This is a genomic window from Epilithonimonas hungarica (assembly GCF_900102265.1).
Lineage (GTDB): Bacteria > Bacteroidota > Bacteroidia > Flavobacteriales > Weeksellaceae > Epilithonimonas > Epilithonimonas hungarica.
On the sequence record NZ_FNBH01000002.1, the window covers coordinates 85905 to 104000 of the forward strand.

Genomic DNA, 18096 nt, shown 5'->3' on the forward strand with positions numbered 1-18096 from the left:
TTTGATTTTATTTATTTCGCTACAGCCAGTTCAATTCTGTTATTATCTTTCTTGATTTGAGCCTTCAAACGGTCTTCCTGCTCTTTGGCAATCTTTGTAGAAGTTCCATCTTTCCCTGTCAGCACGATCGATGTTCCGCCCATCTGAATTTGTTTGATACCTTTGGTAGGATCATTTTCATATTCTTTCAAGACTTTCTGGAATTGTTTTGAATTGACAGTAATTTCTTTTGCTTCGAAAACATTGATGTCCAGCTCTCCATTAATATTTTTAATTCCCTTCAATTCCATTTTATGAGAACCTGTCCTATCCTCGACCTTCACTATTAATCCTGGCAAACCCTGGAATTTATAAGGTCCATCCTGAATCGGAATATCTGTAGAAAACCATGCTGTCCAATGTCTTCCTGCAAAATCTGCTTCAGCTTTTTGAGTACTCCATTCGCCTATTTTTTCTTTTTCAGATGAGATCTTCCAATTGATCTTTCTGTCATCAGAAACATTATAAGCATCCATTCCCAATCTGCGATGAAGATTAATTTTATAATCCGGATAAGTCTTGGTTACAGAATATCTGACATTCCCTTTTCTCATATCTGTTTTCACATTGATCGAACCCGTCGCTTTTAACTGGCGTTCCAGATCCGCCTTCATCAAAGAATCTGAGTTGAAAACTGTGTAGCTGTAATATTTGGAACCATCTTTTGTAGTATCGAGAAACATCATCTCGGTTTTAATATCTTCTAAATTGGTGGAATCTGAAATGAATTTATATTCGTAGATGAATCGTTTGTTCTGAGCAAAAGTCAGAATCCCAAAAAACGTAAAAAGTAAAAGTAATTTTTTCATATTTCAAGTAATAAAAAAGCCGGCGAACCGGCTAAATGTTATGAATGTAAGTTGTTTATTTTGTAGTAACTTCAATTTTTCCAGTCCCGTTTGTTTTGAAAACGTTCATTGATGAAATAGTGCTTGGTTCAACTTTTTGAAGTTCAGATCTATCAACTTTTTTCCCATTGATGTAAACTGTTGTATTGTCCAGCGATTTATCAAGAACAACAACTTGGTTTGACCTGTTGATTCTTTGTGGTGGCGTAATATTTTTGTTATAAACCAATGCTTTCGGAGAATCCAGGTTAGAATTAAAACTGATGGTCCAAGGATTATTCTGACGCATCTCTTTGTTCAATTCGCGTTGTTTTTCCTGAAGCTTCTTCTGTTCTTCCATCAATTCTTTCTGTTTTTCCTGGAGTTGCTTTCTCTTTTTCTCCATTTTTTTTAATTCTTTTGGAGATAATTTGGATTTAGCCTCATTAAAGAAATTATCATCAGAAAACTTAAAATTGAAATTAGTTGTCAAATCCTTGACTTCCGGAAAATCACTTAAATCGAAACCATAAGCTACAGTTCCATCAGTAAAAGCATCTTTTCCATATTGGTCTTTTATCATTTTCTGAAAGTCAGCTTCTGAATAGATCTTCCCATATTGCTCAGAAGCTTCTTGTGCTTTTTTCTGAGCATCCTGAATCATTTTCTGGAATTCGGGAGAATTGATCTTGATCTGCATTTTCTCAGCTTGTTCCTGTGCGTTTTTCAAACTTTTCTGGAACTTTGGAGACTTCATCATTCGCTCAGCAATTTTTGCCTGTTTTTCTGCATCAGCAATTCTCTTTTTGAACTCTGGAGAATTAACCATTGCCTCAGCATCTTTTGCACTTTTTTCTGCATCGGCAATTCTTTTCTTGAATTCCGGAGAATCATACATTTTAGTCATCGCCTCCGAATGTTGTTCCAAGCCTTTTAGATTTTTCTGATAATTGTCCGAATCTACAATAGACTGCATTTGATTTGACAGATTTTCCAAATCGCTTTCTAAAGCCTTGTACTCGGATGATTCCTCTTTTTTAGCCTTTTTCAAAGCAGATAATACTTTGCTTTTTTCAGCCATTTTTTTGCTGATGGCAGACATCTTCAGATGGTCTTCCTGTAAAGCTTCGGAATATAACTGGGTTTGTTTTTGATGACTCATCGATAAACTATCAAACTCAGAAGCTTTAGGTTTTATCGTGTCATTTTTCAGTTCGTTTACAGCAATTTCGATTGCTTTGTTCGTTTCTTTGATTTCTTTGTTTTTTGCATTCACCATATAGGCGAACACCATAAAGAATAAAATCGGTAGCGCAAAAAGTTTGCGTGCATAGCTGTACTTGGTTTGGTTTTTCGTAAGCATTGTAAGTCTTTTTTTTAGGTTAGAGGATAAAAAAGGACTCGTAACAGGAATTACCGACCCCGAAAAGTGACTCTCGAGAAGCATCTGCGCAAATGCTCTGGTATCGGACTTTTTCACCGCTTTCTTGTCCGCCAAGTATTCGTGAATAAGATTGATTTCTTTGTTGATAAAGTAAAACACGGGATTGAACCAGAAAACAGATCTCGTCACCTGCATCAGGAGTTTGTCCCAGCTGTGTTTTTGTTGAATATGAACCATCTCGTGCTTCAGGATCTGCTGTCCGACAGGCGAATCCAGCTGAATCGTCTGTTTCCAGAAAAGATTTCTAAAAAATGAGAAGGGTGCATTGTTTAAGTTAGTTTGATAAAATTTGATTCCTTCGATTGTTTCATTCGGGAATTGTTTTTTAATAGATTGGATTCTTAGGATTCCGACAATCAACTTAATTAAAAGAATGATTGAAACCACTCCAATAACTGCATAAAAAACCGAATAAATAGTGATATCATAGTTTGTAGTTGTTTGTAATTGATTTTGATTGAGCTGACTAAGCAGCAGATACAAGTTCTTATTGGTCTCTATTGTAAAATAGGAAACCTTTATAAGTGGCAGAACCAGACTTATAATAACCGACAACAAAAGGTAAAACCGATTGTAATGATGGAAAGTTTTATCCTTCAGGAACAAAAGATAATAAGCAAACATCACCGCAGAGCAGAGAATCATTTTGCCAAAATACAGTAATAGTGGTTCCATTATTCCTTGTTTTTAAGTTCGTCCAATAAAAGTTCCAAATCCTTCACACTGATTTCGTTTTCTTCTACCAAAAATGAAACAGCATTGGTATAAGAACCTTCGAAATAATTCTTAACCAGGCTTCTGATAGACTTTCCGCTGTAATTCTCCTTACTGATAAGAGGAAAATATTCGTGTTGTCTTCCAAAAGTTTTGTAATTCACAAATCCTTTTTCCATCAATATTTTCAGAATCGTGGAAATCGTGTTGGTATGCGGTTTTGGCTCGGGAAACAATTCTAAGACGTCTTTCAAGAATCCTTTCTCTATCTGCCAAAGGTACTGCATTACCTGTTCTTCTGCTTTGGTTAACTTATTCATATTTTTTAACTTTAAAAACAATCAATCTTATATCACTAAAAACTTAGTAATACAAATGTAGGATTAATTTTCATTCGTACAACTATTTTTATAGTTAAAAGACGTTAAATATCATAACTCATTGAAAATCAAAATATAAATAATTATTAATTTAAAATTTGATTATAAACTTGACTTGTATCAGAAAAGTCTTATCTTTGCACCACAATATCGCGAGGTAGAGCAGTAGGTAGCTCGTCGGGCTCATAACCCGGAGGTCGCACGTTCGAGTCGTGTCCTCGCAACCAAACTAAGAGAATCAATTTTTTGATTCTCTTTTTTTATAGAATACCCTCAAGAAAAGGATCGGTTAAAATAAATATCTCGCAGATTGAGCAAATATTGCAGATAATAGATATTTAAAATCAGCTTAATTAGCCCAATCTGCGAGAATTTAAAATCACTGAAAAAAAATAAAAATCCCAATTCACTTGACTTATATTTAAAAAGTCGTATATTTGCAGAACAATATCGCGAGGTAGAGCAGTAGGTAGCTCGTCGGGCTCATAACCCGGAGGTCGCACGTTCGAGTCGTGTCCTCGCAACCAACTTAAGAGAATCAATTTTTTGATTCTCTTTTTTTATTTTATTTCTTACCTTTGATCATGGCAAAAATCTTAAAAATATACCCGCAAAATCCGCAAGAAAATTTAATAGACGAAGCCGTAAAAGTCCTTCAAAACGGTGGCGTTATCATTTATCCTTCGGATACGATTTACACAATTGGCTGTGATATCTATAATCACAAAGCAATGGAAAGACTCGCTCAGATAAAAGGAATCAAGATTGATAAGCAAAAATTTTCAATCATCTGTAACGACCTGAGCCATCTCTCAGAATTCACAAAACCGATAGAAACATCTACTTTCCGTTTTCTGAAAACACATTTACCCGGCGCATTTACATTCATTCTGGAAGCGAACAGAAATCTTCCGACAGCTTACAAAGGACACAAAACGGTTGGTATCAGAGTTCCAGACCACATTGTTCCGCAAATGATTGTAGAAAAATTGGGACATCCGATTGTTTCCACTTCTATCCACGATGATGATGAGATTTTGGAATATTCTACCGACCCGGAACTTATTGCTGAAAAATATGACAAACTGGTTGACATCGTAATTGATTCTGGTTATGGAGACAATACCGCTTCCACAATTGTAGATTTGACTTCCGGAGAACCGGAAATCATCAGACAAGGAAAAGGAGTTTTATAAAAAATCCAAAAAATCATAGATTCGACGAAGTCAAAAAAGGAAAAATAAACAAAGTTTTTAATTAAGTCTTCGAGAACCACAGACTGACAACTTATCAACTGACAATAAAAAATGAAATTCATAACATCGCCTGCCAAATTGATGAACGTAGAAAATTCTACAGAATTCCTTAAAAGTACAACTCCTAAATTCATTAAGGATTCAGAATTCATCCAATCTTTTTTAAAAGAAAAATCTCCAAAATTCTTAGCAGAATTAATGGAAATCTCTCCAAAACTGGCAGACGAAAATTGGGAAAGAAATCAAAAATGGACCTCGAAACCGACGGCTAAAAACTCAGCACCCGCAATGTTTGCTTTCACAGGAGAAGTTTACAGAGGTTTGGACGCTCAAAGCTTGGACAAAAATGCGGTTGATTATCTTCAGAAGAATTACAGAATTTTATCCGGACTTTATGGACTTTTGAAACCTTCGGACAAAATTATGTTATATCGTTTGGAAATGGGAAGACCTTTCCAATTCGATTCATACAAAAATATCTATGAATTCTGGACGGATAAGGTGACTGAGCAATTGAATTCCGAACTTAAAAAAGGAGAATTGGTAATTAATCTTGCCAGCAATGAGTATGTAAAAGTTATCAATCGTAAAAAGCTGAAAGGACAAGTGATTGATTTTGATTTCAGACAGATACAACCTGACGGAAAGTTGAAAACGATTGTGGTTTATACGAAACATGCACGAGGTTTGATGCTCCGTTTTTGCGCTGAGAATAATGTCCAGACTTTGGATGAACTCAAAGCTTTCAATTACGAGAATTATCTTCTGGACGAGAAACTTTCGACCGAAACTAATTTGGTTTTCACAAGGTAACTATGAAACTTTCTGAAATCAAAGCTATTTTCCAAAACGAACTTTCCGAACTCTATTCTAAATCTGAGATTGAGGAATTGTTCTCCATTTTTTGTGAATCTTTTTTAGAACTGAATAAGATTGAATTACGTCATAATCGGGATAAAGATATATCCGAAATCGATTTGAAAAAATTCTCAGAAGCCATTTCGGAATTGAAAACAGGGAAACCATTTCAGCAAATCCTTGGAGAAACTGAATTTTATGGAATGAAATTCTTCGTCAACGAACACGTTTTGATTCCAAGACCAGAAACAGAAGAACTGCTGGAATTGGCAATAAATAAGATACAAGAGAAAAGTAAAAAGAATCAAATTATTGATATTGGGCAATTCGAAGGGCCTCGAGAGCCTCAGCCTGACAATGTTAATGGTTTTGACCAAGCGAACTCTATAACTCTCGGACTCTCAAACATCCCACTCAAAATATTAGATATTGGAACCGGAAGCGGGATTATTCCGATTATTTTGAAGAAATATTTTCCGGAAGCTCAAATTTTTGCCATTGATATTTCTAAAGATGCTTTGGATATTGCTAAAAAAAACGCCAATTTTCATAAAACAGAAATCAAGTTTATCCAAAAAGATTATCTGAATGAAGTCTTCGACTCCATTCAGACCGACAACGAAGTTTTTGATATCATTATCAGCAATCCGCCTTATATAGGTATTGAAGAAAACCCGGAAATTGAAGACTCTGTCAAAGGTTTTGAACCCAATATTGCACTCTTCTCTCCTACTTCCGATGCTTTGATTTTCTACAGAAAAATTGCAGAAGATTCTAAAAATCATCTTGCTGAAAATGGAATGGTTTTCCTTGAAATTAATCAGAAATTAGGAAAAGAAACTTTGGAATTGTTCCAAAATTTTTCTGAAGCTGAACTTTTGAAAGATATCTCTGGAAATAACCGAATGATTTTTGTGAGGAAATAAAATTATACCTTCAATAATTTGATTAAATTTAACCATCTCTCCAGAGAAGGTATTTTTTATCCAATTCTCTTTTTCACGAAAATCTCGTAAGCCAAATAAATAAGCGGCAAGGCCATAATCCCAATGTACAAAGCATTTTGCTGAGCTAATTCCGGATAGGCAATCACGGCATAGACCAATCCGAAGAATGCGCCACCTAGATGCGCAGCGTGACCAATATTATCATTCATTCTTGGATTCAGCATCATATAAACGGAATACCCGAAATAGATAGCACCAAAAGCGAAGCCTGGAATAAACCAAATCCTAATATCCATAGGAGCCAAAGCTACAGCGGCAAATAAAATCCCCGAAACACCTCCACTAGCTCCAATTGCGGAATAAAACGGTACATTTTTGTAGTGGTAAAGACAAAATAAATTTCCTAAGATTATTGAGCCGAAATAAATGATTAAAAATCCGCCTACTCCAAACCCTCCTACTCCAGCTCCATAATAATTAAAAGGTATCAATACTATAGGAGCAAAAATATAAAGCGTGTACATGTTGAATAGCAAATGCATAAAATCTGCGTGGAGAAACCCTGCGGATAACAACCTTATATATTCCTTTCTCCTTTGGATAGAACCGACTTCAAACTTGTATTTTTGGAATAATTCCGGTTGTTGAAATCCAATGTAACTTGTGACACAAGTAATCACTATTATAATTAATAAAACGATGTTCATTATATTTTAAGTTTTTCAAGCTAAGACTCTCAAAGTCTTTTTATTTTCTAATTTTCTTCTTCAAATAGATTACCTATAGTTCCACCCTCGTCATCCAGATCCGAGTCAGGTCTTTCCTCAAATTCTGGTTCCTCTTCGATAATTTCCGGCGGTTCGGGAATTGCGATATTGATATTTTTGACCTTGTCTTTTGTTAATTGATTTCCGATTGCTTTGATTCCTTTCACAGTGATGAATTCGTCCAGATCAACTGTTTCCGGGTCTTTTTGTTTGTCTTTGACCTTTGGGAAAACCAATTCTGCGATGGCTCCAGCTTCTGTTGTTACAAACTCGATGAAAGACTTTGGATTCTCGTTTGCGAAGAAAGATTGAACATTAGGTGTAGCTTCCAAAAGGAAACGTTTTACAAAATATTTATCCTTTTCACCGTCAAAATATATACAAGTAATCGGCTGTTCCGGTTTCCACTTTTCGAGAATCAGATAATCATCATCAAAACGGTTCATCAAATCAAAAGAAACCAACTTGGCCTCGCCCTGGGAATTGATCGTTAGAATCTTATTATCACCTTTGAAGCTTCCCAACAGAGTTCCTCTCCCATCGGCATTCAAACGTCTTACAGAATCATCAAACCAGATTTTTCTCGGTGCTAAAGTTGATACGCCTTCTTCTTTCAGGTCAACTTTCTTGACCGCATATTTGGTTACGAGGTTTCCTTTGGAATCACGCCCTTTTATTATAATTTCGGAAAAATCGATATCAATTTTATTCTTTCTTACCCTCGCATTTGGTTTTAATAAAACAGAGACCACTTCAGCTTCGCCATTTGGATTGGCTGAAAAATAGAGCATTTCTGAACCTTTTTTGTCAGAAGCTAATTTATAATCTGTGTTCCGGGTAACGCCTGTCACAGAAAAACGTTTCATGTAATATGGGCCTTCCCGACCTTCTCTATAGATCGTATTGTAAACTGTACGTTTATCATTCTTTTTCCAAATCGCAACATGGACTATATTCTTACCTATAAAAGTTTTGGCCTCTACCTTCACTACTTTCATGGTACCATCTTTTTGAAAAGTGATGATATCATCTATATCCGAACAATCGAAAAGATATTCGTCTTTTTTAAGCGATGTTCCGATAAAACCCTCTTCCCTATTGACATAGAATTTTTCATTAGCAACAGCCACTTTGGTAGCATCAATCGTATCGAAAATCCTTAGTTCAGTTTTTCTTTCTTTTCCTTTTCCGTATTTTTTCTGGATATTGGTATAATAATCTATCGCATAAGTGATAAGGTTGGCCAAATGGTGTTTCACTTGTTCGATCTTACCTTCCAAAGCCAGAATGTTTTCTTTGAATTTATCTAGGTCGAAACGGGAAATTCTCTTGATCCGAATCTCTGTCAGCTTCACAATATCCTCTTCTGTAACAGCTCTCAGAAGATGTTTTGTATAAGGTTTCAAACCTTCATCAATTGTTTTGATGACATCTTCCCAGGACTTGACCTCTTCTATATCGTGATATATCCTGTTCTCGATAAAAATTCTTTCCAACGATGAAAAATGCCAGCTTTCCTGTAGCTCATGAAGTTCAATCTCAAGTTCTTTTTTAAGTAAGGAAACCGTATGATCCGTATTATGTTTCAGAATATCGGAAACAGATAAGAACATTGGCTTGTCACCAACGATCACACAGGCATTTGGAGAGATCGGAACTTCACAATCCGTAAATGCATAAAGTGCATCAATGGTTTTATCAGGCGAAACATCCGGATGAAGATGAATATTGATCTCTACATTATCCGATGTATTATCTTCAATTTTTTTGATCTTGATCTTCCCTCTTTCGTTAGCTTTCAAAATGCTATCGATAAGATCACCTGTATTTTTTGAAAAAGGAAGCTCTGTAATTGTAAGTGTATGTTTGTCCTTTTGCGAGATCCTTGCTCTCGCTCTTATCTTGCCACCTCTTTTACCATCATTATAATTGGAAACATCCAACATTCCGGCCGTAAGAAAATCGGGAAACAGTTCAAATCTCTTTCCTTTGAGATAAAGAATGGAGGCAGTGATAAGCTCGTTGAAATTATGAGGCATGATCTTGGTGGAAAGCCCAACCCCGATACCCTCAACGCCTTGTGCCAAAAGTAATGGGAATTTTACCGGGAGATCTACAGGCTCATTATTTCTACCATCATAAGATTTGGACCAAATGGTTGTCTTCGGGTTGAAGACAATATCTAAAGCCAATGGTGTCAACCTGGCTTCGATATACCTTGCAGCAGCAGCAGAATCTCCTGTGTAGATGTTTCCCCAGTTTCCCTGGGTATCTATCAACAATTCCTTTTGCCCGAGCTGTACCATGGCATCGGTAATAGAAGCATCTCCATGTGGATGGTACTTCATCGTATTACCTACGATATTGGCAACTTTGTTATAACGCCCATCCTCCAGCTCCCGCATAGAATGCATAATTCTACGCTGAACAGGCTTAAACCCATCATAAATAGAGGGAATTGCTCTATCTAAAATTACATAAGATGCATAATCTAAAAACCAATCTTTATACAGACCCGAAACTTTTTTCAGGCTTTCCTCGTGATGTGTACTTTCTTCCATTAATCTTTTACCATATTATCTTTTTGTCTGGTTTCCTGATTGGCTTTCACCACTTTGTTCAAAGAAAACTTCAAATCCTTCACTTCCTTTCTGCTAAGATAGGAAAGGTCATACTTCAGTATGACAACATTACTTTTTTTACTAGAAATATAAATATATAATTTTCTAAATATCAATAGATTGACAATGTTGAATTTTAACAATTTATACTTTGGAAATTCATCTTTTGCATTTTTTTTATTTAATATATACAGAATATGATTGTTCCTAAAATTAAGCGCCTCACCATCACTATCATATTCGAATATGGGCCTTCCTAACATATAAAGGATAATAAACAACAAAAAAGGCAGCAACAACAATATCCAAGCTTTATCTCCAAAAACATCGAACTTATTGATTTCCAAAACATAGGCAATAATTCCTAAAATAAAGATAATACCTACGATCGAATATATAAAACTATAGAAAGGTGTTCTATTTCTGTTACTTAACCTCATTTGTGCTTTATGTTTTTTAGTTCTTTATTATAGAAAGCTTTTTAAACCTCCATTTCTCTAATTATTTCTTTTTTATCAATATTAGTATCATCTTCAACCACCAAATTGTCCAAAATGAACAGTTGTCTGTCTGGTGTATTTTTCCCCATGTAGAACTCTAAAAGTTGAGTGATCGTCTGATCCTTTCCTAAAACAACAGGCTCTAGCCTAATATCTTTACCAATAAAATGTTTGAACTCATCCGGAGAGATCTCTCCTAATCCTTTGAATCGAGTGATCTCAGGATTTTTCCCAAGTTCGTTCAACGCTTTCAAACGTTCCGCATCAGAATAGCAATATCTGGTTTCTTTCTTATTTCTTACGCGGAAAAGTGGTGTTTGCAAAATATATAGATGTCCGTTCTTAATCAAATCGGGGAAAAACTGAAGAAAGAACGTAATCATCAACAATCTGATGTGCATCCCATCAACATCCGCATCGGTAGCAATAATCACATGATTGTAACGCAGATCTTCAAGACTTTCTTCGATATTAAGAGCTGCCTGAAGAAGATTGAATTCCTCATTCTCATAAACCACTTTTTTGGTCAACCCGTAACAATTGAGTGGTTTTCCTTTTAATGAGAAAACAGCTTGTGTTTCCACATCTCTGGACTTTGTGATAGAACCAGAAGCAGAATCTCCCTCGGTTATGAAGATCATCGTCTCAGATTTTCTTGCCGCTTTCTGGTCATTGTAATGGTGCCTGCAGTCTCTCAGCTTTTTATTGTGAAGCGAAACTTTTTTTGCCCGTTCTCTTGCAAGTTTCTGGATCCCGGAAAGTTCTTTTCTTTCTCTTTCCGAAATCATAATTTTTCTAAGAATAGCTTCTGCAACCTCTGGATTTTTGTGAAGAAAATTGTCTAGCTTGTTCTTCAGAAAATCGATAATGAAAGTTCTGACCGTAACACCACCAGGCTCGATCTCGTTAGAGCCCAATTTGGTTTTGGTCTGAGACTCGAAAACAGGCTCGATAACCTTTATAGAAACCGCAGCAATAATCGATTTACGGATATCGGCAGCTTCAAAGTTTTTATTATAAAATTCTCTGATCGTTTTCACAAAAGCTTCCCGGAAAGCATTAAGATGTGTTCCTCCTTGCGTTGTATTCTGTCCATTAACAAAAGAAAAATAGGTTTCAGTCTGTGATTTATCAGAATGTGTGATCGCAACTTCGATATCTTCATCTTTCAAATGAATGATCGGGTAAAGAATATCGCCTTCCAGTTCTTCTTCTAAAAGGTCCCGTAATCCATTCTCGGAATAAAATTTTTCTCCATTGAAGACAATCGTCAATCCCGGATTCAGATAAGCATAGTTACGAAGCATTCGCTCCACATATTCTTTTCGGAATTTGAAATTGAGGAAGATCTCGCCATCCGGAACAAAACTGATCTCGGTTCCGTTTCTGTCAGAAGAATCAGCTTCGGGATAATCCGTTTTGATAATACCTCTGGAGAATTCTGCCATTTTCACACGACCTTCTCTTATGGATTTCACACGGAAGAAATCTGACAAAGCATTTACCGCTTTTGTTCCGACACCGTTAAGACCAACTGATTTTTTGAACGCTTTGCTGTCATATTTACCACCAGTATTCATTTTAGAAACAGCATCAACCACTTTTCCTAAAGGAATTCCACGACCAAAATCCCGGATGGAAACTTTACCGTCATCCATTTTGATTTCGATGCGTTTTCCGGCTTTCATCACAAATTCGTCAATAGAATTATCAATGATCTCCTTGAGAAGAATATAAATTCCATCGTCTGCAGATGAACCATCTCCTAATTTTCCAATATACATCCCGGGACGCAACCGGATATGTTCCTGCCAATCGAGGGTTCGTATATTTTCTTCAGAATAATTCGGCTGTAAATCTTGTGACATAGTAAAAAATCAGTAAACACACAAAAGTAGGAAATTGAAGCCAAAAATCCGAATTTTTATTTCAAATATCTTCGAATCATATTAATTGTCTTTTAGATTTTTATAAAATAAAAAGATGACTAAAAAAGCCATCTCTTATTTCAATTTAAAATTATTTTTTCAGAAAAACATTCCGCCGAAAACTTCAATTCTTTGTGCTGTGACCCATAACACTTCATCCATACATAAAGAACGAAGTTCAGACAAATTGATTTATTTCTTGATTATTTTCTTGGAAATAATTTGCGAATCTGTATGAACATTCAAAATATATTGTCCGACAGGAAGGTTTCTAACATCCGCTTCCGAAGAAAAACTTTCCAGAACCACTTTTCCATTCATATCAAAAATTCTGATTTTTTGGATATTATCAACACCTTTTATTTTTATGAAATCTGATGTTGGATTTGGATAAACTTGAGCATTAATTTTATTAGCATCAGAAACCGCCAATCCCGGAGTTTCCACAACCTCGATATCATCAATGGCTATAAAAGCAATATCTGTACAGTTGTAATGTCTAAAAACGATCTTAACATCTTGCCCCGCAAATGAAGTGATATTGATGTTAATATTTTTTGCCGTTTCTGTATAACCAGCATCCAAAGTTTCTTCAAAAACAGGTGTTTCATTACCCGTAAAAGTGGAATTCGCAGGAATTACATAAACCGCATAATGCTCTTGATACAATTCTTCATCAAAAGCGCCAACTTTGAATCTTAACCAAAGTAAATCTTGACTTGGAGGCAAATTAATCGCCGGACTTGTTAAAGTATTATCAGGCGTGAAAGCCTCGAGAAACCAAGACCAAGAAGTTGCATACCAACCCGTAAACGCAGGCATCTCATCATCATAAAATTCCCATTTTTGGTCATCGCCATCTCTATCAACATTTTCCCAAGAATTTCTTCCAGATTCCGTCTCAAAATCTTCTTTATAAATTATAGTTTGTGAAAACCCTGCAAATCCAACCATTAATAAAGAAGCAAAAAGTAATTTTCTGATCATAAATTTTATTTTTAATTCTTGCTAAAGTACAAATAAAAAACTCCCGATAATTCGGGAGTTTCTATTTTATATTGATTAAAATCTAATTATACATTGAATCTGAAATGCATTACATCTCCATCTTTTACGACGTATTCCTTTCCTTCCACTCTCATTTTTCCAGCTTCTTTCACTTTGGATTCTGAACCGTAATTCACAAAATCATCGTAACCAATAACTTCCGCACGGATAAATCCTTTCTCAAAGTCTGTATGGATCACACCTGCAGCCTGTGGCGCAGTTGCACCCTGGTCAATCGTCCAAGCTCTAACTTCCTTAACACCAGCCGTAAAATAAGTCTGTAACTTCAACAAGTCATAAGCTTTTCTAATCAATCGGTTTACGCCCGGTTCGTCCAAACCGAGTTCATCCAGGAACATTTCTCTTTCTTCGAAAGTCTCAAGTTCATTGATATCAGCTTCTATTTGCGCCGCAAGTACAACGATCTCAGCACCTTCGCCTTTTGCCATTTCCTCGATTTTCGCGACCCACTCGTTTCCGTTTTTGATAGAGTTCTCATCTACATTGCAAACGTAAAGCACAGGCTTATTCGTCAACAATTGAACTTCACCAATGATTGGTTTTATAAAATCATCGGTTGGGAATTCTCTTGCATTTTTCCCGTCTTCAACAAATTTCTGAAGATTCTGAAGCGTTTCATAAGCCAAAACATCTTCTTTTTTTCCTGATTTGATGAACTTTTTAGCTTTCTCCACAGCTTTTCCAATGGTTTCCAGATCCTTCAACTGAAGTTCTATATCGATGATTTCCTTATCTCTAAGCGGATCAACAGAACCCTCTACGTGAACGATATTGCCATTCTCAAAACATCTCAAAACGTGAATAATTGCCTCACATTCACGAATATTAGCAAGAAACTGATTTCCAAGACCTTCACCTTTACTTGCTCCTTTTACCAATCCGGCAATGTCCACAATTTCTACAACCGCAGGAACTACTTTTTCCGGATTAATCAATTTTTCAAGTTCAAAAAGTCTTTTATCAGGAACAGAAACCGTTCCCAAGTTTGGCTCGATCGTACAAAACGGATAGTTTGCAGATTGTGCTTTGGCGTTGCTAAGACAATTAAAAAGAGTTGATTTTCCTACATTCGGAAGACCTACGATTCCACATTTCATAAAAAAAGGTTTAAAGTTTAAAGTTTTGAGTTTAAGGTTTTGATGTCATTAACTTTGAACCTTAAACTTTGAACTTTCAGCGTGCAAATATACTGTTTTTGAATTTGAATTTTCTACTTTTACAATCTTAATTAAAATGAGAAAATGAGCAGGAAAAAACGTGAATTTCAATCTTCGGAATTACTGAATTCTTTTGCGAGGATCTATGGTTTTGAAGACAAACTGAAAGCTTTCGAAATCAAGGATTTTTTGCAAAATTATCTTTCGGATGCGCTTTTTTCTGAAATCGAAACTGTAAATCTAAAAGAGAAAGTTTTGGTTCTGAGAATCAAATCACCTTTATTGAAAAACGATCTCCGAATGAGAAAATCATTCTTCCTGAAAAAATTCCAAGAAGTTCTGAAAGACGAATCTTTGATCAATGATCTTCTGATCTTGTAGAAATATCCTGAATCATCTGTTTACTTTTCTCATCCAACCTAGACCTTAGTGGAAAGAAAAACCTGAATGGGTTTCTGACAAAATATCGAAAAATCTCTCCAAAAATCTCTCTTGCTTCGTTCAGTTCAACTTTTCTGGAACGAAACGCCAATAGCATCGACAGTCCGAAACTTACAATAAAATTGAAGAACCCAATAATAAAAACCGTTACAAACGAGATCCAAAACGTGTAAGATGTCACAACAAAATCTTTTCCATAAAGCCCCAAAGCAAAATTACCCGCCGCAAACGTAATGTGACGAATATCCAGGTCCAGACCAAGGAAAAGCCCAATCGGAGCCGTAGCACCAAGAAAAACTCCGAACCAAAAATTGGAAATAATTCCTGCCCAATTTTTGGAATAATAGACCGACAAACGTTTTGCGATCTTTTGCCCAAAGAAATAATTGATGAAAGGATTTTTTGCAATTCTCTTAGGAATCTGAAAAAAAACTGAATTATTACTGATATTCCCAGAAATCACCCCAGAAATAAAGAGGAAAACACCAGCAATAGAAGCGTGTAAAATAGCCTTGGACTGAAATGGGTCTAAGTCATACAATAATTTAGTGGATTTTTCGAAGGCAAAATTTTGTTTAAAGAGTATTTCTAAACTATAAATTATGATCAGAGAAACAGGAAAAGACAGGAGAACATTCCCAACAAACGCAATAAACTGTGACCTGAACAATTGGGAGACAACATGCGCAAATTCCATATAAGCACTTCTATTACTTCCTTCCGATAAAACCTTCGCCATTGTAGCGGCCGTCATCGCAGGTTGTTTTGTTGCCAAGGTAAAACGCATCAGGTAAATCATTACAAATCCCATCGCATAATTCATAGAAAATAAAAATGCGTGCGCAAAATCACTCGTGTCGATGTAACTGTAAAGCATCTTTAATACACAAAGTGCCCCAACAATCACACCTCCTCCGGATGCCTTCCAAAACATCTTCATATAAGACCCTACTGTGGAGGTAATGTAATGCGTTCCCATTTCTGCCGTATGATTGGTAATCAGATGCGACATCAATCTCGTGCTGTCCGAAATCAGGTCCTGGAGATTATTCTTATGAGACTTATATTTTAAAACATTGAAGAATAATTGCTTGGAATTAATCAAATAATCTTTTTCTTCATCAATTACAAAGAGCTTAACAATATCAGACATTCTTTGCAATTGTTGCCTGATCTTTAGCAATGATTGATTTGTCTTACTGGAGATCCCATATTTAGAAGAGTTCTTGAAAGCAATATTAACAAACTCCAAACATTGGTCAAGATAGACTTTGATCTGTTTATAAACTTCGTCCGTTGATGACAATTTGAAATCCGGATTCTCTTTGAAATCTGCATTTAGAATATCAAGTTCGTTTTGTAGCGCCAAAAAGGGATTATCAAAATTTCTATATTCCGGGGCCATTTTCACCACCTCAACATCCAGTGCATTTCCAATCACTCGCCACGCCAAAATATTAAGAGAAAACAACATTTCGTTTTTAACGTGCTGATTATTAATAAATTTATCAATTTTCAATAATCTGAAAAGCTCGTCCATTTTATCCTCCGGTGAATTATGGAAAAATTCAAGGTCTTTTTTAGGCGTTACTAAAACATTGTCTACCAGATACCAGATCGTATTTTCGTTTTCGATCGGAGGGAGGATCTTATTCAGTATTCGTTTTTTGAACTCCGGATAAAAGGCATTTTCCGAAAGAATATCTGCTTCTGTCAGCGAGAGATTGAATGGTTTTTCTTTGAAAATATTATGAATATAATAAATCAGATTCTCCCTTATCTTCTCATTGTCTTTGAGGTAAGCTGTAAAAACGCCCAAATCATCTTTCTTCAGGCTTACAACAATTTCTGATAAAGGTTCTAAAGACAAAGTTTCATTACGTTCAGAAAAATAGTTTTTCAGAATCGTACTGAAACTGTCTTTTTTTGTTAATCTAATTACCATATCCTCACAAAAGTAATCATTTCAGAACAATATTGTTCATCTGGCGCATAATCCAGCTGTGTTTTTTCCTAAGGTATGGCGTGGGATTTTTCGGGTCGTACTTCTTAGGATTTGGTAAAACAGCCGCAATCCAGGCTGCTTCGCTTTTTGTAAGGTCTTTCGCTGGTTTGTTATAATAGTATTGAGAAGCAGCTTCTATACCAAAGACACCTTGTCCCATTTCGATGGAATTAAGATATCTTTCCAAGATAATATCTTTGCCCCAGATTTTCTCTATAATGAATGTGTAGATAGCTTCCAATCCTTTCCTAATCCAGCTTCTGCCCTGCCAAAGAAAAATATTTTTAGCGGTCTGCTGAGAAATTGTGCTTCCTCCCCTCACGACTTTACCTTTCTTATCGTTCTTCTTCATTGCCTTTTCGATAGCTTTATAATCGAAACCATTATGAGTGAAAAACAATTGATCTTCTGAAGCTATCACAGCCTTTTTGATATTATTTCCCATATCATCATAGGAAACATAATCACGTTGTAATTTTCCGTATTTCACCAATCCTCCGATCTGAGTAAAGGTAATTGGCGGATTAAAGAATATCCCGAAAATAATGAAAAGTATATTCGCTAAGATCACAAACAAAAACAGTTTCTTGATGAACTTCCACATTGCTAAAAGAAATTTTAAGCGAAAATAAAACAATTTTCCTATCCTGTCAAAATCCATCAATAAGCAGACTTTCGGATATTGTTAAAAATTAATTAACAAATAATTGTTCGAAAATAAGAAATAGAAATATAGCTTTGGGACATAAAAAAACTCACGACCAAAACTGATCGTGAGTTTTCGTGAGCGCGAAAGGATTCGAACCTTTGACCGTCTGCTTAGAAGGCAGATGCTCTATCCAGCTGAGCTACGCACCCATTTGTAATTTTTCGAAATTACTAAAACTTGTCGGGGCGGCAGGATTCGAACCTGCGACCTCCTGGTCCCAAACCAGGCGCGATGACCGGACTACGCTACGCCCCGTAGATTTTTTGCGGAGGGTAAGGGATTCGAACCCTTGCGACCCTTTCGGGTCGACAGTTTAGCAAACTGCTCCATTAACCACTCTGGCAACCCTCCTTGCAATATTTTAAAGATCGTTTGTTCCTCAATTGCGAGTGCAAATATAGAACAGTTTTATATATCTACCAAACTTTTTTATTC

Annotated in this window: 15 protein-coding genes and 5 tRNA genes; 6 read left to right on the forward strand and 14 right to left on the reverse strand. The window is 35.9% G+C overall.

Annotation, left to right across the window (positions count from 1 at the left end; all coding sequences use genetic code 11):
- Positions 1-11 precede the first annotated feature (11 nt).
- The 3 genes from BLT30_RS07730 to BLT30_RS07740 are packed head-to-tail and all read right to left on the reverse strand — an operon-like array spanning position 12 to position 3344.
- Positions 12-848: a GLPGLI family protein gene (locus BLT30_RS07730; protein ID WP_089873023.1), complete on the reverse strand. Its 837-nt coding sequence runs from the start codon at positions 846-848 to the stop codon at positions 12-14.
- Positions 849-903: 55 nt separating this feature from the next.
- Positions 904-2985, reverse strand: a complete 2082-nt coding sequence (locus BLT30_RS07735) for a M56 family metallopeptidase (RefSeq protein ID WP_089873024.1) — start codon at positions 2983-2985, stop codon at positions 904-906.
- The gene (locus tag BLT30_RS07740; protein ID WP_027384886.1) at positions 2985-3344 is read right to left on the reverse strand and encodes a BlaI/MecI/CopY family transcriptional regulator; all 360 of its coding nucleotides are present in this window, start codon (positions 3342-3344) and stop codon (positions 2985-2987) included. The genes BLT30_RS07735 and BLT30_RS07740 overlap by 1 nt, the downstream gene beginning before the upstream one ends.
- A gap of 211 nt (positions 3345-3555) precedes the next feature.
- On the opposite strand from BLT30_RS07740, the gene BLT30_RS07745 reads away from it, so the two are divergent.
- The 5 genes from BLT30_RS07745 to BLT30_RS07765 all read left to right on the forward strand — a co-directional run bounded on the left by BLT30_RS07745 (position 3556) and on the right by BLT30_RS07765 (position 6444).
- Positions 3556-3631: transfer RNA gene (locus tag BLT30_RS07745), tRNA-Met, on the forward strand.
- A 224-nt stretch (positions 3632-3855) separates the two neighbouring features.
- A tRNA-Met gene (locus tag BLT30_RS07750) sits at positions 3856-3931 on the forward strand.
- A 57-nt stretch (positions 3932-3988) separates the two neighbouring features.
- The gene (locus tag BLT30_RS07755; RefSeq protein WP_089873025.1) at positions 3989-4600 is read left to right on the forward strand and encodes an L-threonylcarbamoyladenylate synthase; all 612 of its coding nucleotides are present in this window, start codon (positions 3989-3991) and stop codon (positions 4598-4600) included.
- 111 nt (positions 4601-4711) lie between these two features.
- Positions 4712-5473 (forward strand): peroxide stress protein YaaA, encoded by a 762-nt coding sequence (yaaA, locus tag BLT30_RS07760; protein ID WP_089873026.1) that lies wholly within the window; start codon positions 4712-4714, stop codon positions 5471-5473.
- Positions 5474-5475: 2 nt separating this feature from the next.
- Positions 5476-6444, forward strand: a complete 969-nt coding sequence (locus BLT30_RS07765; RefSeq protein ID WP_089873027.1) for a N5-glutamine methyltransferase family protein — start codon at positions 5476-5478, stop codon at positions 6442-6444.
- 56 nt (positions 6445-6500) lie between these two features.
- Here the strand turns inward: BLT30_RS07765 and BLT30_RS07770 are convergent, their stop codons facing one another.
- From BLT30_RS07770 to ychF, 6 genes are all read right to left on the reverse strand, one after another.
- Positions 6501-7172: a rhomboid family intramembrane serine protease gene (locus tag BLT30_RS07770; RefSeq protein ID WP_089873028.1), complete on the reverse strand. Its 672-nt coding sequence runs from the start codon at positions 7170-7172 to the stop codon at positions 6501-6503.
- A 47-nt stretch (positions 7173-7219) separates the two neighbouring features.
- Positions 7220-9793 (reverse strand): DNA gyrase/topoisomerase IV subunit A, encoded by a 2574-nt coding sequence (locus BLT30_RS07775; protein WP_089873029.1) that lies wholly within the window; start codon positions 9791-9793, stop codon positions 7220-7222.
- The gene (locus tag BLT30_RS07780) at positions 9793-10293 is read right to left on the reverse strand and encodes a hypothetical protein (protein WP_089873030.1); all 501 of its coding nucleotides are present in this window, start codon (positions 10291-10293) and stop codon (positions 9793-9795) included. Before BLT30_RS07780 ends, BLT30_RS07775 begins: the two co-directional genes overlap by 1 nt.
- Positions 10294-10334: 41 nt before the next feature.
- Complete coding sequence (locus tag BLT30_RS07785; RefSeq protein ID WP_089873031.1) at positions 10335-12221, reverse strand: DNA topoisomerase IV subunit B; 1887 nt, start codon at positions 12219-12221, stop codon at positions 10335-10337.
- A 252-nt stretch (positions 12222-12473) separates the two neighbouring features.
- On the reverse strand, positions 12474-13268 hold the full coding sequence (locus tag BLT30_RS07795) for a T9SS-dependent choice-of-anchor J family protein (RefSeq protein WP_089873033.1): 795 nt from the start codon (positions 13266-13268) through the stop codon (positions 12474-12476).
- Positions 13269-13354: 86 nt separating this feature from the next.
- Positions 13355-14446: a redox-regulated ATPase YchF gene (gene ychF / locus BLT30_RS07800; protein ID WP_089873034.1), complete on the reverse strand. Its 1092-nt coding sequence runs from the start codon at positions 14444-14446 to the stop codon at positions 13355-13357.
- A gap of 144 nt (positions 14447-14590) precedes the next feature.
- Here ychF and BLT30_RS07805 point away from each other — a divergent pair, with 144 nt between their 5' ends.
- Complete coding sequence (locus tag BLT30_RS07805; RefSeq protein ID WP_089873035.1) at positions 14591-14887, forward strand: hypothetical protein; 297 nt, start codon at positions 14591-14593, stop codon at positions 14885-14887.
- Here BLT30_RS07805 and BLT30_RS07810 read toward each other — a convergent pair.
- The 5 genes from BLT30_RS07810 to BLT30_RS07830 form a co-directional block, all read right to left on the reverse strand.
- On the reverse strand, positions 14865-16892 hold the full coding sequence (locus BLT30_RS07810) for a recombinase (protein WP_089873036.1): 2028 nt from the start codon (positions 16890-16892) through the stop codon (positions 14865-14867). The genes BLT30_RS07805 and BLT30_RS07810 overlap by 23 nt on opposite strands.
- 16 nt (positions 16893-16908) lie before the next feature.
- On the reverse strand, positions 16909-17556 hold the full coding sequence (mtgA, locus tag BLT30_RS07815; protein ID WP_027384898.1) for a monofunctional biosynthetic peptidoglycan transglycosylase: 648 nt from the start codon (positions 17554-17556) through the stop codon (positions 16909-16911).
- Between the two features lie 180 nt (positions 17557-17736).
- Positions 17737-17810, reverse strand: a tRNA-Arg gene (locus tag BLT30_RS07820).
- Between the two features lie 31 nt (positions 17811-17841).
- Positions 17842-17916, reverse strand: a tRNA-Pro gene (locus BLT30_RS07825).
- A gap of 11 nt (positions 17917-17927) precedes the next feature.
- Positions 17928-18012: transfer RNA gene (locus BLT30_RS07830), tRNA-Ser, on the reverse strand.
- Positions 18013-18096: the final 84 nt, after the last annotated feature.